Source organism: Ruegeria sp. CDSA079 (assembly GCF_059612245.1).
This window is the reverse complement of the sequence record NZ_JBXWQF010000010.1, coordinates 94,640-115,161: the sequence shown is the minus strand read 5'-3', so window position 1 is coordinate 115,161 and position 20,522 is coordinate 94,640. Positions and strand designations below refer to the sequence as shown.

The window sequence follows — 20,522 nt, the reverse complement described above, 5'->3', positions numbered from 1 at the left end:
TTTTCATTCTCTGCCGCGATGGTGGGGCCTGAACGTCCCGGAATCGATCATCATGAATCTTGCACACAAACTGGCACAGGAACGGCGTGCGCGTCTGGCGGCCGAGCGTATGCTGGCCCTGAAACAGTCCGAGCTTTCGGCGGCCAACCGGAAACTGGGCCAGCACGCCATGGCGTTGACCAAACGTATTGGTGAAACACAGGCCGAAGTTGAAACCGTTCGGGATGAGAATGAGAAGGTCAAATCCGACCTGACCGTCGCCCATGCCAAGATCGAGGTTGCCGAACGCCGTCTATGGCATTCGATCCAAACCATTCAGGATGGGTTTGCCTTTTTCGACGGAGATGGTCGGCTGATCGGGGCCAACACCGCGTATCTGAGCGCTTTTGACGGACTGGATGAAGTGGCACCCGGGATAACCTACACCCGTATTCTGGAATTGTTGACGACCGAAGGCATCGTCGACATTGGCGATGAATCCGCCGATGAATGGTGCGCCAGAATGCAGGCGCGCTGGAACCGTGCCAACCCGCCACCAATTGTGCTGCAACTGTGGAACGGGCAGTACATCCGTCTGATCGATCAGCGGGGCAATGGTGGTGACGTGGTCAGCCTTGCCCTTAACATAACCGCCTCGGTCCGGCATGAGACCGAGTTGAGAACGGCGCGTGAACGGGCCGAAGCGGCCAACCGTGCGAAGTCTGCGTTTCTGGCCAACATGAGCCACGAAATCCGCACGCCGATGAATGGTATCGTCGGGATGAGCGAGTTGCTGGGCGAAACCCCGCTGGATGAAGAGCAGCAGCTTTATGTCAATACTATCCGTAATTCGGGCGAGGCCCTGCTTGTCATCATCAATGACGTGCTGGATTACTCGAAGATCGAAGCTGACAAACTTGTTCTGCACCCCGAACACTTTGATCTGGAACGCTGCATTCTGGAGGTCGCAATGTTGTTGCAGCCCAGCGTGCGGGACAAGGGCCTGACGCTGCTGGTGGACTATGACCTGTTCTTGCCCACGCTGTTTGTCGGTGATCCCGGTCGAATACGGCAGGTCCTGACCAATTTGGTTGGCAACGCGGTCAAATTCACGTCCGAAGGGCATGTTCTGGTCCGGGTCACCGGTGTGCCCCACCCTGACACACAGACCTGCGATATTCATGTAGCCATCGAAGATACGGGCATCGGTGTCGAGGCCGAAAAAATCAGCCATATCTTCGGCGAGTTCAATCAAGTGGAAGACGATCGCAATCGTCAGTTCGAAGGCACCGGGTTGGGCCTCGCCATCACCAAGCGCTTGATTTCCATGATGGAGGGCGCGGTTTGGGTTGAAAGCGAATTGGGTAAAGGATCATGTTTCGGTTTTCGCATCTCCCTGCCCGCGGCCGAAGGACCGCAGCCCGAACCGCCGAACCTGGCGGACTGCGTCAAACATGTGATGGTGGTCGAGGATCTAGCTGTAAACCGGGCTATTCTGTCGAAACAGCTTGGCCGATTGGGTGCCGAAGTGACCGTCTGCGCATCCGGGGGAGAGGCGCTGGCAAAGATGAACGATCAAGTTGAACTTGTGTTGTGTGATCATGATCTGCCGGACATGGACGGGTTGGACCTTGCAACTTCGCTCAAGGATCGGGGCTGGGGGGATCTGTCGGTTATTGTGATGTCCACAAATCCCGGCCTGATCCACACTCACCCGGCACGCGACCTGATCGAAGGGGTTCTACAGAAACCCATCCCCCGATCCGAGTTGTATGGCAGGCTGATGGTGCTCAAGGACTATTCCCAAAGCCCTTCCCAGCTTATGAAGCTAGAATCAGTCTCTAATAATGATGAATTTACAACAATCAAAGCCCGACGCATGAGAATCCTCGCGGCAGAAGACAATCGCACCAACCAACTGATCCTAAAAAAGATGGTCAAGGATCTGAACATCGAGCTGAGATTTGCATCTCATGGGTTTGAGGCTGTTGATATCTATCAGGACTTCCAGCCCGATCTGATTTTCATGGATATCTCAATGCCAAAAATGGACGGCAAACAGGCCACCGCTGAAATCCGTCGGCTAGAGGTTGAAACCGGCCGTCATGTACCCATCGTTGCCCTGACCGCCCACGCAATGGCCGGAGATGAAGAGGGGATATTATCTGCGGGGCTTGATCACTACTTGACCAAGCCACTGCACAAAAACCTCATTCACCAGATAATCCTGCAACATCAACCCGATGATGTCAGTCAGGTCGTGCCTCTTGAAGCCGATAAACATGTTGCACCCGGCAGTGACAGCAAGCGGGGTCCTGCTTCATCTGGCTAGAAATATCCCGGGGTGCGCGAGGGGCAGGCCCCTCGCTTCCTTCCATGGCCGCAAGCGCAACCAAATTTACCAATGAAACTCAGACCGTGTAGGGTCTCACAAAGACCGGTTTGTCCGCCTCAGAAAGGTCAGCACGATATGCGTACCCACCTGTGTCGAATTCCAGCAGTGCCTTGGGATCGGTCAGGCGGTGCTGGATGATATACCGCGCCATCGCACCGCGGGCTTTTTTGGCAAAGAAGCTGACGATCTTCGGGGTGCCGTTTTTGTCTTCCATGAAGACCGGCGTGACGACCCGAAGTTCTAGGGCTTTTGGGTCAACCGCGCCAAAATACTCCTGGCTGGCGCAGTTTATCAGAACATCACTGTCAATTTCAGAGCCTTGGGTATTCAGCGCTTTGCTGAGTTGGTCGCCCCAATATTCATAAAGGCTCTTGCCGCGCCGGGTTTTTAGTTTGCTGCCCATCTCCAGCCGATAAGGCTGAATCGCATCCAGCGGTCGCAGCACGCCGTACAGCCCTGACAGAATGCGCAAATGGTCCTGGGCCCACGCCAGTTCGTCAGTGTCCAGTGAACTGGCCTCAAGCCCCTGATAGGTGTCACCCGCAAAAGCAAGCGCCGCGGGGCGCGTGGCCTCGGCCTCGGGCGCGTCCGTAAAGGCGCGATAGCGGTCGCGGTTCAGGCGTGCGAGATCGTCGCTCAGGTCCATCAGCTTTTTCAGATCGCCAAGCGTCAGGTTCCGTGCGGTCTTCGATAGCCGGATCGCGTCATCCTGAAAGTCGGGTTGTGTGACCGCGACATTCCGTTCTGCCCAGTCCAGCCGCTTGGCCGGGGAAATCACTACCAGCATATCCGCCCTCTTTCCTTGCCTGATTTGGCGTATCTAGCCCGCCTCACGCAGCACGTCCAGAAAGGCAGCGCCAAACCTTTCGTGACGTCGATCGCCCAGCACCGTCTCGATCCCGCGAGAGTCATCGGGCCGCATCTGCGCCACCTTTGCCAATTGCGAAGCCGAGCAGGTCAGTGGCTTGCCGATCCCATCGGCGCCGCGCGATAACTGAGACTGCACTTCGAGCAAACGGTCATAAATCTCGCCCTGATCCCGCCCGGCCAGTTTGCGCCGGGCCGGGTGAACGGCCTCAACCGCTCCTGCGATGACTTCAAGGAAAGTGTCACCATAGCGTTCCAGCTTTTTGGCACCGACTCCACCAATCCGTGCCACATCGTCCAGTGTCATAGGTCGTTTTTCAGCCATTTCGATTAAAGTGCGGTCAGTGAAGATGACATAGGCTGGAACGCGCGCAGATTCCGCCAAAGCACGGCGTTTGGCCTTGAGCGCCGACAGCAGCGGCGCGTCTTCCTCGGACACCATGGCTTTCACCGCTGGTCGACGCGTTGCCTTGCGCAGGGTGTCTTTGCGCAGGTTGATCTTCACCTTCCCCTTCAGAATCGGTTTGGCCGCCTCAGTCATGCGCAACGCGCCATGACGTTCGGGGTCGGGGCGGACCAAGTCATGCCCCATCATTTGTCGAAAGATCGCCTGCCACTGCGGGCGCGACCATTCTTTGCCGATGCCCCAGGTGGACAGATCATCGTGACGACGTGCGCGGGTTTTATCGGTCTCATTCCCCTGAAGAATGTCGATCAAATGGCCGCTGCCGAACCACTCCTCAGTGCGAAGGATCGCGGATAGGGCCATGCGGACCGGTGTTGTGCCATCAAAAACCTCGGGCGGCGTATCGCATAGGTCGCATTTGCCACAGGGCACGGCCTGTTCGCCAAAATAGCCCAGCAAGGTCTGGCGGCGACATTCCAACGCCTCGGCCAAGCCAAGCAAAGCGCTCAGCCTTGCATGATCGGCCATGCGGCGCTCGGGAGGAGCCAGCCCTTCGTCTATCTGCGACCGCCGCAGGCGGATATCGTCGGGGCCGAACAGGGTGAGCGTTTCGGCGGGGCCGCCGTCGCGCCCTGCGCGCCCGATTTCCTGATAATAGGCCTCGGTGGATTTGGGTAAGTCCGCATGGGCCACCCAGCGGATATCGGGTTTGTCGATGCCCATGCCAAAAGCCACGGTGGCCACGACAATCAGACCGTCTTCGCGCGCGAAACGGGTCTCGACGATGCGACGATCCTCGGGGTCCATCCCACCGTGGTAATGGCAAGCAGTGTGACCTTCGGCGCGCAGGGCCTGGGCCAGGACCTCGGTCTTGTTGCGGGTGCCGCAATAGACGATGCCGGATTGCCCTTTGCGTGCGGCTGCAAAATCCAGGATCTGTTTACGCGGCCCGTCCTTGGCGGCAAACGCCAGATGGATATTGGGCCGGTCGAACCCACGCAGAAACTTGCGCGGCTCGATATCGTCAAACAGTTTCTCGACAATCTCGTCCTGGGTTTCTGCATCCGCTGTGGCGGTGAAGGCGGCGAGAGGGACGTTCAGTGCCCGCCGCAACTCGCCGATCCGCAGGTAATCGGGGCGGAAATCGTGGCCCCATTGGCTGACGCAATGCGCCTCGTCCACGGCAATCAGGCTTACATTGATCCGGCGCAACATGCCCAGCGCCGACCCGGCAGCCAGACGTTCAGGCGCCATATAAAGCAGCTTGAGCCGCCCGGCTTCCAAAGCTTCCCACACTGCGTCGGTCTCTTCGGGTGTGTTGCCCGAGGTCAGCGCCCCGGCCTCAACCCCGGCCTCCTGCAGTCCGCGCACCTGATCGCGCATCAAGGCGATCAGCGGTGAAATCACCACCGTCACACCGTCGCGCAGCAAGGCAGGCAACTGGAAGCATAGGGATTTCCCGCCCCCAGTGGGCATGATGGCCAGCACGTTTTCGCCAGCGGTCACGGCATCGACAATCTCTTCCTGCCCGGGGCGGAAATCGTCGAATCCAAAGACATCTCGCAACAAGGGTGCGGAGTCGAACATCTGCGGAGTTGCCCTGTTTTAAGGTTTATCTGCTCTTAAGACAGGACAATCACATACTAAGAATCGGTGAACAAGAGGGAAGAGTTTCAGATTAAGGCCCGAAACAATTCCGGCAGGATGTACTCGCGCAGCGAAATGATGACGACCAGCACCACCAGTGGTGTCAGATCAATTCCCCCAAGATCTGGCATGATCCGTCGTATTGGTCGGTAAATGGGTTCGAGAAGCCTGTTCAGCCCGTACCAAATCTGAGCGACGAACTGCTGATTCAGATTCAGCACTTGGAAATTGATTAGCCAGCTCATGATAACGTGAATAATGACAAACCAATAGGCAATGCTCAGGATCAGCATTAACGGGCCGTAGATTGCCATCATATTCGAATACTCCAGTTACGTCTGACGAGACCTAAGCGCCACAAAGGCAAAGAGCAAGTGTCTGGCACTCAAAGCTTGCGAATTGAATTAAAGCCCCTTCTTATAAACACAACAATAACTGAGGCAGAGATGGCAGAGATTTCCAAACGCAGGCGCATCTGGGGCTGGTGGTTCTTTGACTGGGCCAGTCAGCCTTATCACACCCTGCTGGTCACGTTTGTCTTTGGCCCCTACTTTGCCGGGGTGGCAGCCGGGTATTATGCCAACAGTGGACTGGATTCCGCGGCCGCTGCCGCGCAAGCGCAGACGGTCTGGGCGAACTGCCTGACGATCACGGGGCTGATCATTGCCTTTGGTGCGCCTTTGCTGGGGGCGATGGCAGATGTGTCGGGGCGACGCATTCCGTGGATCTTTGCATTTTCGGTCATGTATGCGGTCGGGTCCGGCGCGCTGTGGTACACGATGCCGGATGGTTCGAATATGTGGCTGATGCTGGCGGCGTTTGGACTGGGCTTTGTGGGCGCGGAATATGCGCTGATCTTCATCAACTCGCAGCTGCCCGATCTGGGCGATGACAGCGAAGTGGGCGAGATTTCGGGTTCGGGCTTTGCATTTGGCTATTTTGGTGGGTTGATCTCACTTGCAATCATTTTGGCACTGTTCGTGGAACAGGCGAATGGCAAGACGTTGATTGGGATGGATCCCGCCCTGGGCCTTGATGCTGCGACCCGGGAAGGCACGCGTTTTGTCGGCCCGTTTACAGCAATGTGGTTCATTCTGTTCATGGTGCCCTACTTCCTGTGGGTGCGCGAGGATGTGCCAAGTGACAAAAAGGGCAGTGTGGCTGAGGCGCTGCGGCTGCTTGCGAAATCAGTGTCTAACCTGCGTTACCGCGTCAGCCTGGCCAGTTATCTGGGCTCGTCCATGTTCTACCGCGATGCGCTGAACGGGCTTTACAGTTTTGGCGGTGTCTATGCTCGGTTGGTGCTGGAGTGGGACCTGATCAAGATCGGCATCTTCGGGATTGTCAGCGTGCTGGCGGCGGCGGCGTTTTCCTGGGTGGGCGGCAAGCTGGACAAGAAGTACGGCCCCAAACCAGTGATCATTGTTGCGATCTGGGTTCTGATTTTCGTCTGCGCCACGGTGGTGATGATGGACCGGACGCAGATTTACGGCATTCCACTGGTCGAAGGATCTAGCCTGCCAGACATTGTTTTCTTCGGCTGTGGTGTGCTGATCGGGGGTATGGGCGGAATTCTGCAATCGGCCAGTCGTTCGATGATGGTGCGTCATACTGATCCCAAGGCTCCGGTCGAAAGCTTTGGGCTTTATGGTCTGTCGGGGCGTGCAACCGCCTTTGCGGCACCCCTATTGATCGGAATTGCAACAACCGTGACTGGCAGCGCCCGTCTGGGGGTGTCACCCGTCGTTGGGTTGTTTATTCTGGGATTATTCCTGATGCGCTGGGTCAGACCGGAAGGGGATCAGAGCAGATGATTTTAAAGCGTTTTTTGATCGTTTTGGCGGCGCTTGCTTTTGCAGGCACTGCGACGGCAGAGCCTCTGGCGAAGCAGTTGTTTGGGGCGAAAAGGGTCAATTCACAACAAAAACCAGCCGCGTTCGGCAGTTATTCGCGTGGTTGCGCCGCCGGGTCCGTGCAATTGCCCGAAACCGGACCTACGTGGCAGGCCATGCGCTTGTCACGCAATCGCAATTGGGGGCACCCCGAGGCGATTGATTATGTGACAGACCTCAGCAAATTTGCGGCGAAACAGCCGGGTTGGAATGGTCTCTATGTAGGGGATATCAGCCAGCCGAGGGGCGGGCCGATGACCTCGGGCCACCGCTCGCATCAATTGGGTCTGGATATCGATATCTGGATGCTGCCGGGGGACAACATGCGCCTCAGCCGCAAGGCGCGAGAGAATATCTCGTCCATTTCGCTGCGGCGCGCGAACGGTGCTTTTGTCAATGGAAACTGGACGAAACAGCACCATGCGGTTTTGCGCGAAGCCGCAAAAGACAAGCGTGTTGCGCGCATCTTCGTGTTTCCCGGGGCAAAGGTGCAGATGTGCAAGGATGAGAAAGGCAACCGCGCCTATCTGCGCAAGATCAGACCATGGTGGGGGCATCATTACCATTTTCACGTCCGTCTGAAATGTCCCCGAGGGTCGAAAGGCTGCGTCAATCAGGACTCGCCACCCAAGGGCGATGGGTGCGCCCAGGCGCAGGAATGGGTGAACAACATCCTCAATCCGCCGCCACCTGATCCAAATGCGCCAGCCCCCAAGAAACGCCGGGAATACGTTCTGGCCGATTTGCCACAACAATGCGCTGCCGTTTTGCAATCCAACTGAGCGCTTTTCTATTTGCGGCCACGGCAGCCGTGGCGGTCGAAATCAAGCCCGCCACATATCTGCACAGCTTTGAGTGGAAAGACCCCGCAAACTGGTTTGGCGGGTTTTCGGCGCTGCACGTTTGGGACGATGGTCAGCAGATTCTGGTGCTCAGTGATCGGGCCAGAATAGCCACGGCAAGATTAGAGCGGGACGGGGATCAGATCACCAGCGTTCGTGTGTTGGATCACTGGCAGGTTCTGTCCAGCCAGGGGCGCATCATGAAAGGCGGTGTTGGGGATTCCGAAGGGCTCGCGCTGGCTCCAGGTGGTGGGGTCTATATCGCGTTCGAAGGGGTGCACCGGGTCGCCCGTTATTCAGAGCCGGGTGCCAAGGCACGCGTTTTACCGCGCCCCCCGGCTTTTGAAGATCTCGCTGACAACGGGTCTTTCGAAGGTCTTGCCATTGATGCGCGCGGCTGGCTTTACACAATGCCGGAAAAAGACCGTACCGCTGACGGGGACATCCCGGTTTACCGTTGGAATGGCGATGCATGGTCGATCCCATTTGTCTTTCCACAACGCGGTGGGTTCAAGCCTGTCGGTGCTGATTTCGGCCCGGACGGGAAGTTGTATGTGCTGGAGCGTAAGCTGGGTTTTGTCGGCTTCCGCTCGCGACTGCGCCGATGGGATGTGGCGGATGACACTCCCAATGCCGAAGAGACCCTGTTCGAAACTGCAACGGGCACGCATGACAATCTCGAAGGGCTGTCAGTCTGGCGCGATGGGCAGGGCCGTTTGCGGGCCACGATGATCTCGGATGACAACTTCCTGGCCCTGCAGCGGACCGAATTGGTGGAATATCTTCTGCCTGATTGACTCAGGGCCACCAAGGGTCTAAACGCACGGCTTGCCTTGGGACGGTCCCTTGGCCAAGTCGCCGCTACCTTGTCAAAACGGGCATCTGAAAATGCAACGCGCTTACATTCCCGGCATCATTGCCATGGCCGCCATTGTTGTGGCCTCGAACTTCCTGGTCCAGTTCCTGATCCTTGACGGGCTGTTGACCTGGGGTGCTTTTACCTATCCGCTGGCCTTCCTGGTCACAGACATCATGAACCGCGTCTACGGCGTGGGTCCGGCCCGCAAGGTCGTGTTCGCCGGGTTTGTCACCGGCATCATCTGCTCGCTGATCGGCAGCCAGATCATGTTGCAGGGTGACGGCTTCACCTATGCCGCCGTACCTCTGCGGATTGCCGTGGCTTCGGGAACCGCCTTCTTGATCGCGCAACTGACCGATGTCACCATCTTTAACTCGCTGCGTGGTGGTCGCTGGTGGCGCGCGCCTCTGGTCTCGACGCTGGTTGGCTCTGCACTGGACACTGCACTGTTCTTCACCATCGCCTTCTCGGCCTCGGTTACCTTCTTCGGTTCCAATGCAGATGCTGCGATCAACTGGGCGTGGGAGCCTGTTCCCTTCATGCTGTCTGGCCCAATGGCGCCGCTGTGGGTGACATTGGCCTTTGCAGACTGGCTGGTGAAACTGTCGCTGGCCCTGATCGCGCTGATCCCATTCAAGGTGATCGTTGCGCGGCTGACGGCGCAGCCTGCGTAAAAAGTGCTTTGAGAATAGCGCATCTTGTGCCACGCTCAATCTCAACCGCAACAGATAGAAAAGGAGGTGATCCAGTGTCAAGAAAGAGATTGGAGAGAGGTGTCGGAACAACCGGGGGGAAAGCCTGCTAGGGCAGCCCTTGGCGGAGCGCTCGCTCCGGCTGGTCGATTGATCTAACCGACCCGACCTCCTGAACTTTCGAAGGGCCGTCCCGTAGGGGCGGCCCTTTCTGTTTCCATCCATGCCCTATAAGATCCGCCCCATGTTGCACATCACTGACGATATCATCCTGCAAGACTGGGAAATGACCGAAAGCTTTGTCCGCTCTTCCGGTCCCGGTGGGCAGAACGTCAACAAGGTTTCCACCGCTGTTGAGTTGCGATTTGAGGCTGCGCGCTCGCCCTCTTTACCCGATCCGGTCAAGAACAGGCTGAAACGGCTGGCCGGGCGACGCTGGACCAAGGATGGTGCGATCATCATCCAGTGCGAAGAAACGCGATCGCAGGCCCGTAATCGGGAAATTGCGCGTACCAGACTGGCTGAACTGATCACCCGCGCTTTGGTCAAACCCAAACGGCGGATCGCAACGAAACCCACCTATGGCTCGGTCAAACGTCGGCTTGCTGCGAAAAAGGCCCGAGGCGATGTAAAAACACTGCGGGGCAAAGTGTCCGAAGATTGATCTGGTATCTTGTCGGGGCGTTGATAGTCTGACCTTCAAAAGCTGCAGGAGGGTAACGCCATGAGACTGGATGGAAAAACCGCAATCGTAACCGGTGGCGCATCCGGGTTCGGCGCAGGGATTGTACAAAAATTTCTGGACGAAGGCGCGCGCGTGATGATTGCGGATGTCAATGGCGAAGCGGCGCTGGATCTTGCGAACTCTCTCGGTGAACGGGCGGTTGGACATCAGGTCGACGTCGCAGACGGGGCTTCGGTTCAAACCATGGCTGAGGTTGCGCAGGATCAGTTCAGAGATCTCGACATTCTTGTTAACAATGCGGGCGTCACGCATTTGCCAACCCCGCTTGAGGATGTCAACGAAGAGGAATTCGACCGTGTCTTCAACGTTAATATGAAATCGGTCTACCTAACTGCGCGTGCTTTTGTCCCGGCGATGAAAGCGCGCCGGGCAGGGGCAATCCTGAATGTGGCCTCTACGGCTGGGTTGTCTCCGCGCCCCAACCTGAATTGGTACAACGCCTCCAAAGGCTGGATGATTACGGCAACCAAGACCATGGCTGTGGAACTCGCCCCGACCGGTGTGCGTGTGAACGCCATCTGCCCCGTGGCCGGAGAAACGCCGCTGCTGAAATCCTTCATGGGCGAAGACACGCCCGAGATTCGCGCCAAGTTCCTTTCGACCATCCCACTGGGCCGTTTTTCCACGCCGGAAGACATGGCAAACGCCGCTTGTTTCTTGTGCTCGGACGAGGCCAGCATGATCACCGGCACAGCACTCGAGGTCGACGGAGGCCGCTGCATCTGATCTGCTCTTCATCTTTTCAGAAATTCTCTCGCCGAAGGCAGCGCACCTATGCGCTTCCCGGCCTCAACTTCGAAGGAAAAATGACGCCTGGACCCAAAAACCTGATCACCGATATCCCTGGCCTGATGGTCGGCAACGCGCAGGACGACGCGCTGAAATCCGGCACGACCGTCTTGACGGCTCAGGCCCCGTTCGTGGCTTCGGTCCACGTGATGGGAGGGGCGCCCGGGACGCGTGAGACCGACCTTCTGGCGGCGGACAAAACGGTGACGCATGTCGATGCGATCGCATTGTCTGGCGGTTCGGCATTTGGGCTGGACGCCTGTTCCGGTGTCTCGGACGGGCTCCGTGAAAGGGGCCGGGGTTTTCCGGTCGGCGACATTAGTGTGCCCATTGTGCCGGGGGCGATCCTGTTCGATCTGCTCAACGGAGGTGATAAAAACTGGGATCAAAACCCATACCGCACCTTGGGTCGCGCCGCGTTCGAGGCTGCGTCGGATCGGTTCGATCTCGGCACTGATGGCGCAGGCACCGGCGCTTTGGCCGCCATGCAAAAGGGCGGGCTGGGCTCTGCTTCGTTTGTTCTGGAAAGTGGCATCACTGTTGGCGCGCTGGTTGCCGCCAATCCGCTGGGTAGTGTAACCACACCCGGAGATCGGCATTTCTGGGCGGCACCGTTTGAAATTGGCGACGAGTTTGGCGGTTTAGGGCCTGATCCCGCCGCTGGTCTTGGGCTTCCACAGCCCAGCCGTAAGGCCCAGGCGATGAAACCGGCAGACCCCACCAAGACAAATACGACCATCGCCGTCGTGGCAACAGATGCTGCCCTGACCAAGTCCCAATGCCAGAGGGTGGCCGTTGCCGCGCATGATGGGATCGCGCGCGCCATCGTGCCGGCTCACACACCCGGTGATGGCGATCTGGTGTTTGCAGCCAGCGTTGGTGCCCGGCCCATAGCGAACAGAGCTGAGCTTGGGGTCATCGGCAACGCAGCGTCGCTGTGTCTGGCGCGGGCGATCGCCCGGGCGGTGTATCTGGCGACACCGGCAGCGGGCGACCTTTTGCCCTGCTGGTCCGGGGTACATGACAAAAGTTAAGGACAGCCTATTTGTCGCAGTGGCACAGTAAACCCGCGCGGCAATCTGCGCGTTGACTCTTTTTTGCGCCGAAGGTCCATTCGGTGCAGCCAATTTGTATCGGAGCACAAGCTATGAATCGCATCCTCGCTACTGCAATCGTCGGCCTTTTGGCCCTGCCCGCCTATGCAGAAGGCGATGCCGAAGCCGGCAAGAAAACCTTCAACAAATGCAAGTCCTGCCACTTGATCGCCGACCCCGAAGGCGAGGTGATCGTCAAAGGCGGAAAGACCGGCCCTAACCTGTATGGCGTCGATGGCCGCACGGCTGGGACATATGAGGGCTTCAAATACGGTGACAGCATTGTCGCCGCAGGCGAGAAAGGTCTGGTTTGGGACGAGGCGACCTTTGTCGAGTACTCGCAGGATCCCAAGGCATTCCTGAAATCCTATCTGGATGACACCGCCGCCAAGTCGAAAATGACGTTCAAGCTGAAAAAAGGTGCTGAAGACGTCTATGCCTATATTGTCAGCGTTTCAGGCGAATAAGCCCTGACACAAAGTGTGACGCACAAGGACCAAAGGCCGCAGCCCCTGCGGCCTTTGGTGCGATTGATACCCGAGTAAATAGAAGCCACTTTGCTATTCAACGAGAGATTTCAAAAACTCGTCGCACAGCCAGCCCATTCAGAAGGCAGCTAAACCCAAATCAGCGCCCGGCAGACGGACTGGCAGCAGGAGAGGACAGATGGGAATCATGATCCCGGCTTGGGTTGATGGCGAATTGACCCCCGTAGACAAGCTGGAAGCGCATGAAAAAGGGCTCAAGCACAAGGCTGTGTCCGTGTTTGTTGTGCGCGGTACAGAGATTTTGTTGCAACGTCGCGCAATGGGCAAGTACCACACGCCGGGTCTGTGGGCGAATACCTGTTGCACGCATCCGGAATGGGATGAAAGCTCGTCCACTTGTGCCGTGCGGCGCCTGCGCGAAGAACTTGGAATCACCGGTCTCTATCCTGAATACCGGCACCGTCTGGAGTACCATGCGGATGTGGGCAACAACATGGTGGAGAACGAGGTTGTCGATGTCTTTCTGGCCCATGTCCGCGGCCCGCTGAAAATTGAGCCTAACCCGGACGAAGTCATGGAAATTCGCTGGATCGACTATCACGACCTTCTGGCCGAAGTGACCCGCCATCCGGACCGATTCACGCCGTGGCTCAAGATCTATCTGCACAACTATGCCGATACGATTTTTGGCCCCGATCTGATCATTTCGGCTAAATCCTGACCCTTCGGAAAAACCCTGCCTTGCAAGGACGGCCCAAGCCGCCTAAATCAACGCGTCATGGCCAAACAAAAGACAGACCCAAATTACAAGGTAATCGCCGAAAACCGGCGCGCGCGCTTCGATTATGCGATCGAAGAGGATATCGAGTGCGGTATTGTTCTGGAAGGGTCCGAGGTAAAGTCCCTGCGTACTGGTGGCTCGAACATCGCCGAAAGCTATGCTTCGGTCGATGATGGTGAACTGTGGCTAATCAACTGCTACATCGCACCTTACGAACAGGCCAAAGTGTTCAAGCACGAAGAGCGTCGCCGTCGCAAGTTGCTGGTATCACGCAAGGAATTGTCCAATCTCTGGAATGCGACCCAGCGCAAAGGTATGACGCTGGTGCCGCTGGTTCTGTATTTCAACCATAAGGGCCGGGCCAAGCTGAAGATCGGGATCGCCAAAGGCAAGAAGATCCACGACAAGCGGGAAACGCAAGCCAAGCGGGATTGGTCACGGCAGAAACAGCGGCTGTTGAAAGATCACAGCTAAACGCAGGGCGAAGCCTTAATCGTCGCGTCCAGGTTCGTTTGGATTGCTTGAGAACAACGCGATCTTGTTACCTTGGGGGTCGCGCAGGTAGCCGACATAAAAGTTGGCTCCGTAATTGGCGCGAAAGCCCGGTGGGCCCTCGTCGGACCCTCCAGCGGCAAGTGCTGCGGCGTGAAGATCCCGGACTTGCTGTTGGGTTTGTGCCTCAAAAGCGACCATGGATCCGTTCCCAGCCGAAGCAGGACCCCCGTCGAAGGTCGGTTTCACGTAGAAATCGGGCAGCACCGGGGACTGGCCCGGGTCCACGGGCAAAGCAAAACTTAACCCTTCGGGCCCTTCTTCAAGTTCGAAGTCCAGCGCAGGCAAAAACGCCGTGTAAAACCGTTTTGCGCGCGCCATGTCATCGACGCCAACAGTGACATAGGCAATCATGTTTCGCCTTCCTGTCCGAGCGTTTTGGAATCTCTGCCCCAAAGTTTAGGGCAGCTTCGACCTGGGCTCAATAAACGCCTTGCCTCAGAACGCCATCGCCGACTGCACCGCGCGTTGCCAGCGTTTATAAATGGCGTCGCGTTCATCCTGTGCTGTATCTGGTTCAAAGCGACGATCCAGCTGCCACGTTTCGGCAAATCCGCTCTGATCGGGATACACACCGGCCTTCATCCCGGCCAGCCACGCCGCACCTAGGGCGGTCGTTTCCTGCATCACGGGACGATCCACCGGCGCGCCCAGGCAGTTCGACAAGCCTTGCATGGTCCAGTCAGATGCGCTCATCCCGCCATCGACGCGCAGGATGACATCGGCATCAGCCCCCCAATCACCCTGCATGGCGTGCCACAGGTCACGTGTCTGAAAGGCAATGCTTTCCAGCGTGGCGCGTGCGATCTCGGCCCGGCCCGAGCCGCGGGTCAGCCCGAACATCGCACCGCGGCAATCGGGTTTCCAATAGGGCGCGCCCAATCCGGTAAATGCGGGCACCAGAATGACATGTTGGTTCGGATCTGCCTGAGCGGCGAGATCGCCGCTTTGAGGGGCCGAGTCGATGATCTGCAACGCGTCGCGCAACCACTGCACGGCCGCCCCTGCGATAAAGATCGATCCTTCCAGCGCATAAGTGCGTTGACCGTCCAACTGATAGGCAATCGTCGTCAGCAGTCGGTTTTTCGATACAACCGGCTGTGCGCCCGTGTTTAGTAGCGCAAAACAGCCCGTTCCATAGGTCGATTTCATCATACCAGGTTGGAAACAGGCCTGCCCGATTGTGGCCGCTTGCTGGTCGCCAGCAACGCCCAGAATAGGAATGCTTCCTCCAAGCATTGTGGTGGTGCCGAAATCCGATGCGCAATCCCGCACTTCGGGCAAGAGGTTCAGGGGTACATCAAGCAGATCGCAGATCTCGTCGCTCCATGCGCCCTTATGGATGTCGAACAGCAAGGTACGGGCGGCGTTGGTGGCATCGGTGGCATGAACACGGCCTTCAGTCAGCCGCCAGATCAGGAAACTGTCTATCGTGCCGAACAATAGTTCTCCGGCTTCGGCCCTCTCACGCGCACCAGAGACGTTATCCAGCAACCATTTGACCTTGGTGCCCGAGAAATACGGGTCCAGCAACAAGCCGGTCTGGGCGGTGACGTCATCCTCGCACCCTGCTTGTTTGAAGCGGGAACAGATGTCGGCGGTGCGGCGGTCCTGCCAGACGATGGCGTTGTGGATGGCTTTGCCGGATTGTTTGTCCCAGACGACCGTTGTTTCTCGCTGGTTGGTGATGCCGATACCGGCGATTTGATCGACTGAAACGCCGGTGGTTTCAATCACTTCGCGGCACACGTGCATTACGCTGGACCAGATATCCTCGAGGTCATGTTCAACCCAGCCTTCCTGCGGGAAGTGCTGGGGGAACTCTTGCTGTGCGGTGCCTACAGGCCGCATGTGCGCATCAAACAGAATGGCGCGCGAGGATGTCGTGCCCTGATCGATTGCCAGAATATAGGTCATGTCCGCTCTCCCCCGGTCTTGTTTGACGGGACTTTAGCGCGAACAACGGCGCAGGGGCCAGAGCAGAAATCAGACCGGATTGACCGGGATATTGTCGATCAATCGAACCCCATCGGCCCAGGCGGTAACGAACAAACGGGCGGGCTTGCTGGCTTTGGACAGGTTTTCCAAAGTCTCGGCACAGCGAAGGTCGATATATTCGATCTCGGAAAACCCTGCTTGCAATAAGTTTGCCTTCGCCTCCTGCGCCAGCGGGGCAAAGCCTTTTCCCGCAGCCAGACCGTCAGCCACGTGTCGCATGACATTGTTCATTCGTTCTGCAACTCTCAACCCTTCGGGTGAAAGAAGAAGGTTGCGAGACGACATCGCCAAGCCCGAAGGTTCGCGCACGGTTGAGCAGCCGATCACCTCGATAGGGATGTCCAAATCGCGGGCCATGCGGCGGACCACCAACAGCTGTTGATAATCTTTTTCCCCGAAATAGGCCCGATCAGCTTGGGTTTGCAGAAACAGTTTGGCGACAACAGTGGCGACCCCCTCGAAATGTCCCGGACGGAAGGGGCCTTCCATCATGTCCGTCAGGCCAGCAACCGAAACCGTCGTCGAAAAACCATCAGGATAAACTTCCTGCGGGTCCGGCACATAGATCGCGTCCACCCCATAAGGGGCCAGTTTCTTGGCGTCCTCATGTTCGGTGCGGGGGTAATTGGCCAGATCTTCGGGGTTGTTGAACTGCTTGGGGTTCACAAAGATTGTCACGATGACCCGGTCGCAGCCTTCTTTCGCGGCCTGCGCCAGTGACAAATGTCCTTCGTGCAGCGCACCCATGGTCGGAACAACGCCGATAGTCTCTCCGTTCCTGTGCCATTCGTTGGTTTTGGTGCGCAACTCGGCCAGAGAACGCAAAATCGGTGCAGTCATGCCTTAGGTCCTTTGGTCGGAGCCTGGTCGGCAAAGACATGTTCGTCTGCCGGGAAGGTCCGTGTACGCACTTCGGCGGCGTATTCTGCAATGGCTGCTTCGGCCAGCGGGCCCAACTGGGCATAGCGTTTGACGAATTTGGGTTTGAAGGCGGTGAAAAAGCCGACCATGTCGTCCACGACCAGAATCTGCCCGTCACAGCCCGCAGAAGCACCGATGCCGATGGTCGGGATCGCAATTTCTTCGGTGATCTGGTCGGCCAGACCTTGCGGGACTTTCTCCAGAACAACTGAAAACGCACCGGCCGTGGCCACGGCGCGGGCATCTGCCATGACAGTTTCTGCCTGATCGTCACGGCCCTGCACCTTGTAACCGCCCAGCGTGTTGATTGATTGCGGTGTCAGACCGATATGGGCCATCACCGGAATGCCGCGCTTGACCAGAAAGCGTATAGTCTCGGCCATTTCAACGCCACCTTCCAGCTTCACAGCCCCGGCGCCGGTTCCCGCCATAAGCCGCGCCGCGTTGCGGAAAGCATCGGCAGGAGAATGCTCGTAGCTGCCAAAGGGCATGTCGATGACCATCATTGCCCTGTCCAGACCACGCGACACCGCCTGACCGTGCAGGATCATCATCTCCATCGTAACACCAAGCGTGGATTCAAGCCCGTGCAGCACCATGCCAACGCTGTCGCCCACCAGAACAAAGTCGCAATGCGCATCCATCAGGCGCGCCATAGGCGTGGTGTAGGCGGTCAGCGAGACCAGAGGCACGCCGCCTTTTCGGGCGCGAATATCCTCGGCGTTCAGGGCTTTCTTGCGGGCGGTTGCGCTCATGGGTCGCTCCTGCAGGTATTATGTTGCAGTGCGGCATAGCAGATCGGAAGGGGTCGAAGAAACCCCGGTTGCGCGAACATTCCCTTGATTGACCTCAGGTTTACAGGAAGACTGTCAGTAAAACGGCCCTGAAAACAAGGGCACAACCAGTTTCAGTAGGGAGAGTTCACATGACAAAATTCATGTTCCGGACATTTGCATCGACCCTGGCCGTGGGGGCCAGTCTGCTTGCCACGCAAGCTCTGGCCAAGTCCGACATCACCATCGCGTTGCAGCTTGAACCCCCGCATCTGGACCCCACCAGTGCTGCAGCGCAGGCCATCGACTCGGTGGTTTACACCAATATCTTCGAAGGTCTTACCCGCTTTATGGGCGACGGCTCGGTCGTGCCCGGCCTGGCTGAAAGCTGGGAGATTTCTGACGATGGTACGGTGTATACCTTCAAGCTGCGTGATGGTGTGACGTTCCATGACGGCACAACCATGGATGCCGAGGACGTCAAGTTCACGCTTGATCGGGCCACCGCCGAAGACAGCGCGAACGCACAGAAGGCGTTGTTTGCCGGGATCGAAAGTGTCGAAGCGTTGGACCCGCTGACCGTCAAAGTCACTCTGTCAGAACCGAATGGTAACTTTCCGTTCAATCTGGCCTGGGGGGATGCGGTCATCGTTGCGCCCGACAGTATCGAAAACATCAAGACCAACCCGATCGGAACCGGGGCCTTCTCCTTTGACAACTGGGTTCAGGGCGACAGCATCACTTTGAACCGAAACCCCAATTATTGGGGCGATCAGCCCGCGTTAGAGACTGCGACTTTCAAGTTCATCTCGGACCCAACCGCCGCTTTTGCCGCCATGATGGCCGAGGATGTGGACGTATTTGATAACTTCCCCGCGCCGGAAAACCTGCCGCAGTTCGATGCAGATCCACGCTTTCAGGTTCTGGTCGGTACAACTGAAGGGGAAACGATTCTGTCCACCAACAACAAACAGTCTCCGTTTGACGATATCCTTGTCCGGCAGGCCGTGGCTCATGCCATCGACCGACAAGCGATTATTGACGGGGCAATGTTTGGCTATGGCACGCCGATTGGCACTCATTTCGCGCCGCACCATCCGGCTTATGTCGATTTGACCGGCGAATCCGCCTATGACCCTGAACAGGCCAAGGCGCTGCTGGCCGAGGCCGGGTTTGAAAACGGGTTTGAAACCACACTTCACCTGCCGCCGCCTTCATACGCCCGTCGGGGGGGTGAGATTGTTGCCGCGCAACTGGCCGAGGTCGGCATCACGGCCGAGATCATCAATGTCGAATGGGCGCAATGGCTGGAATCGGTGTTCAGGGGCAAGGATTTTGGTCTGACGATTGTCAGCCATACCGAACCCATGGACATCGGAATTTATGCCCGACCCGATTATTACTTCCAATATGAAAGCACTGATTTTCAGGCGCTGATGGATACTCTTAACGCCACCACCGACCCCGATGAACGCAGCCGCTTGTTGGGTGAGGCGCAGCGTCTGATCTCAACCGACTACGTGAATGGCTATCTGTTCCAATTGGCCAAGCTGGGCGTCGCAAAGGCCGGTGTGCAGGGATTGTGGGCAAACGCCCCCACAGCGGCAATCGACCTGACCCAGATCAGCTGGTCTGAATAATGCCTATACCGGGGCTGCCTGATGCAGGCTCTGCCCCACACTCTTATCGGGTGTCGCTTGTTATGTTCTTTTCTCGTGTTTTGTGTTTTCTTTTTCTGGGCCTTTGCCTTTCGTCGATTGCACCGGACAAGGCCATGGCACAAAACGTGTTGGGCGGACGGTTGGATGCGCTGACCGGCACACCAGAGAACCCGCTTGAAGTTGGCATTGGTATCCGCATCGACCAGATTACCAGCGTCGATCAAAAGGCCGAAAACTACGGTGCTGTTGTGGTTTTGCGCGTAGAGTGGACGGATCCCGCGCTCGCGTTTGATCGTGCTGAGATCGGGCGCGATATCCGGGTTTTCAACCCACCGAATCTTGCGGATCATGCCGCCGAAATCGGCACCATTTTGCCTGCCTTTGTCATCCACAACCAGCAATCCAACAAATGGATCCACGAATCCGCTGCGTCCCTGCGGTATGATGGACGCGTCGTTTATGTTGAGAAATCCTCGCTGACGTTGCAGGCACCGCATTTTGACTTCCGAAAATACCCGTTCGATACACAGGAGTTTCATTTCGAGGTCGTATCAATCTTTCCCTCTGACTACGTGACGTACCGCCCGCTTGAGGACTATTCCGGACTTGGCGATCTGTTGGGGGAAGAAGAGTGGATTTTGGGCAATGCACGTCTGGAAGCGACCAGGGTCACAGGCTTATCAGGCAGACAAAGCGATCAGGTCGCGCTTGTTTTCGAAGGCAACCGGCACCTGACCTACTATGTCATTCGGGTGTTCCTGCCGATGCTGGTTCTGATTTCGGTCGGATGGGCGCTGTTCTTCCTGGATGAATATCGCCGCCGGATCGAGATTGCGGGCGGCAATCTGCTGGTCTTTGTTGCATTCAACTGGGCGATCTCTGCTGATTTGCCAAAGCTCGGCTATCTGACCTTTCTGGATTTTGTTCTTCAGTGCATGTTCCTGATGACCGGGGCATTGATCGTGTTCAATGTTGCGCTGCGAAAACTCAAAGTTTCCGGGAAAGAAGGAGCAGCGCGGACGCTGGACAATTATGCGATCAAGTGGATCTATCCGTTGGGCTATGCCGCAATCGTGGCCTACGCGGTTTTCGCCTATCTTCTGGTGCCTTAGGTGCTAGACCCGCGCTTGATGTGACCCTA

The 20,522-nt window shown here is 57.4% G+C and carries 20 protein-coding genes; 13 read left to right on the top strand and 7 right to left on the bottom strand.

Translation table 11 applies throughout. The features are described 5' to 3' along the window. Positions 1-52: 52 nt before the first annotated feature. On the top strand, positions 53-2,311 hold the full coding sequence (locus AC2FJZ_RS12775; protein ID WP_496777956.1) for a response regulator: 2,259 nt from the start codon (positions 53-55) through the stop codon (positions 2,309-2,311). Between the two features lie 79 nt (positions 2,312-2,390). Here AC2FJZ_RS12775 and yaaA read toward each other — a convergent pair whose 3' ends face one another. From yaaA to AC2FJZ_RS12760, 3 genes are all read right to left on the bottom strand, one after another. Then, positions 2,391-3,161 (bottom strand): peroxide stress protein YaaA, encoded by a 771-nt coding sequence (gene yaaA / locus AC2FJZ_RS12770; RefSeq protein WP_496777955.1) that lies wholly within the window; start codon positions 3,159-3,161, stop codon positions 2,391-2,393. A gap of 33 nt (positions 3,162-3,194) precedes the next feature. After that, entirely contained in the window at positions 3,195-5,234 is a 2,040-nt protein-coding gene (gene recQ, locus AC2FJZ_RS12765; protein ID WP_496777954.1) for a DNA helicase RecQ, read from the bottom strand. A gap of 86 nt (positions 5,235-5,320) precedes the next feature. Next, entirely contained in the window at positions 5,321-5,611 is a 291-nt protein-coding gene (locus tag AC2FJZ_RS12760) for a YggT family protein (protein ID WP_496670392.1), read from the bottom strand. A gap of 129 nt (positions 5,612-5,740) precedes the next feature. Between AC2FJZ_RS12760 and AC2FJZ_RS12755 the strand changes: the two genes are divergently transcribed. From AC2FJZ_RS12755 to smpB, 10 genes are all read left to right on the top strand, one after another. Next, entirely contained in the window at positions 5,741-7,108 is a 1,368-nt protein-coding gene (locus AC2FJZ_RS12755; protein ID WP_496777952.1) for an MFS transporter, read from the top strand. Next, positions 7,105-7,968 (top strand): penicillin-insensitive murein endopeptidase, encoded by an 864-nt coding sequence (gene mepA / locus AC2FJZ_RS12750; RefSeq protein ID WP_050605151.1) that lies wholly within the window; start codon positions 7,105-7,107, stop codon positions 7,966-7,968. Before AC2FJZ_RS12755 ends, mepA begins: the two co-directional genes overlap by 4 nt. Continuing rightward, the gene (locus AC2FJZ_RS12745; RefSeq protein WP_496777951.1) at positions 7,941-8,825 is read left to right on the top strand and encodes an esterase-like activity of phytase family protein; all 885 of its coding nucleotides are present in this window, start codon (positions 7,941-7,943) and stop codon (positions 8,823-8,825) included. The genes mepA and AC2FJZ_RS12745 overlap by 28 nt, the downstream gene beginning before the upstream one ends. Before the next feature lie 91 nt (positions 8,826-8,916). After that, positions 8,917-9,561, top strand: coding sequence for a queuosine precursor transporter (locus AC2FJZ_RS12740; RefSeq protein WP_496777950.1), 645 nt, complete (start codon positions 8,917-8,919; stop codon positions 9,559-9,561). A 262-nt stretch (positions 9,562-9,823) separates the two neighbouring features. Then, on the top strand, positions 9,824-10,243 hold the full coding sequence (arfB, locus tag AC2FJZ_RS12735; protein WP_496670401.1) for an alternative ribosome rescue aminoacyl-tRNA hydrolase ArfB: 420 nt from the start codon (positions 9,824-9,826) through the stop codon (positions 10,241-10,243). 60 nt (positions 10,244-10,303) lie between these two features. Further along, the gene (locus tag AC2FJZ_RS12730) at positions 10,304-11,050 is read left to right on the top strand and encodes an SDR family oxidoreductase (protein ID WP_496777948.1); all 747 of its coding nucleotides are present in this window, start codon (positions 10,304-10,306) and stop codon (positions 11,048-11,050) included. Positions 11,051-11,130: 80 nt separating this feature from the next. Further along, on the top strand, positions 11,131-12,147 hold the full coding sequence (locus tag AC2FJZ_RS12725; RefSeq protein ID WP_496670406.1) for a P1 family peptidase: 1,017 nt from the start codon (positions 11,131-11,133) through the stop codon (positions 12,145-12,147). 113 nt (positions 12,148-12,260) lie between these two features. Further along, a complete protein-coding gene (locus AC2FJZ_RS12720) occupies positions 12,261-12,674 on the top strand; it encodes a c-type cytochrome (protein WP_050605146.1) in 414 nt (137 codons plus the stop codon). Between the two features lie 199 nt (positions 12,675-12,873). Continuing rightward, the gene (gene idi / locus AC2FJZ_RS12715) at positions 12,874-13,416 is read left to right on the top strand and encodes an isopentenyl-diphosphate Delta-isomerase (RefSeq protein ID WP_050605145.1); all 543 of its coding nucleotides are present in this window, start codon (positions 12,874-12,876) and stop codon (positions 13,414-13,416) included. Between the two features lie 57 nt (positions 13,417-13,473). Further along, entirely contained in the window at positions 13,474-13,950 is a 477-nt protein-coding gene (gene smpB, locus AC2FJZ_RS12710; protein ID WP_050605144.1) for an SsrA-binding protein SmpB, read from the top strand. 15 nt (positions 13,951-13,965) lie between these two features. Here smpB and AC2FJZ_RS12705 read toward each other — a convergent pair whose 3' ends face one another. The 4 genes from AC2FJZ_RS12705 to panB form a co-directional block, all read right to left on the bottom strand. Continuing rightward, positions 13,966-14,382 (bottom strand): VOC family protein, encoded by a 417-nt coding sequence (locus AC2FJZ_RS12705; protein ID WP_050605143.1) that lies wholly within the window; start codon positions 14,380-14,382, stop codon positions 13,966-13,968. A gap of 84 nt (positions 14,383-14,466) precedes the next feature. Then, a complete protein-coding gene (gene glpK, locus AC2FJZ_RS12700; protein WP_496777946.1) occupies positions 14,467-15,945 on the bottom strand; it encodes a glycerol kinase GlpK in 1,479 nt (492 codons plus the stop codon). Between the two features lie 69 nt (positions 15,946-16,014). Next, positions 16,015-16,866 carry a pantoate--beta-alanine ligase gene (gene panC, locus AC2FJZ_RS12695; protein WP_496777944.1) on the bottom strand — a complete coding sequence of 284 codons (852 nt, stop codon included), beginning with the start codon at positions 16,864-16,866 and terminating at the stop codon, positions 16,015-16,017. Then, the gene (gene panB / locus AC2FJZ_RS12690; protein WP_496777942.1) at positions 16,863-17,702 is read right to left on the bottom strand and encodes a 3-methyl-2-oxobutanoate hydroxymethyltransferase; all 840 of its coding nucleotides are present in this window, start codon (positions 17,700-17,702) and stop codon (positions 16,863-16,865) included. The genes panC and panB overlap by 4 nt, the downstream gene beginning before the upstream one ends. Before the next feature lie 170 nt (positions 17,703-17,872). On the opposite strand from panB, the gene AC2FJZ_RS12685 reads away from it, so the two are divergent. Both AC2FJZ_RS12685 and AC2FJZ_RS12680 read left to right on the top strand, forming a co-directional pair. Further along, positions 17,873-19,360, top strand: coding sequence for an ABC transporter substrate-binding protein (locus tag AC2FJZ_RS12685; protein ID WP_496777940.1), 1,488 nt, complete (start codon positions 17,873-17,875; stop codon positions 19,358-19,360). Positions 19,361-19,494: 134 nt separating this feature from the next. After that, positions 19,495-20,493 carry a ligand-gated ion channel gene (locus AC2FJZ_RS12680; RefSeq protein WP_496777938.1) on the top strand — a complete coding sequence of 333 codons (999 nt, stop codon included), beginning with the start codon at positions 19,495-19,497 and terminating at the stop codon, positions 20,491-20,493. The last annotated feature ends 29 nt before the right edge of the window (positions 20,494-20,522 follow it).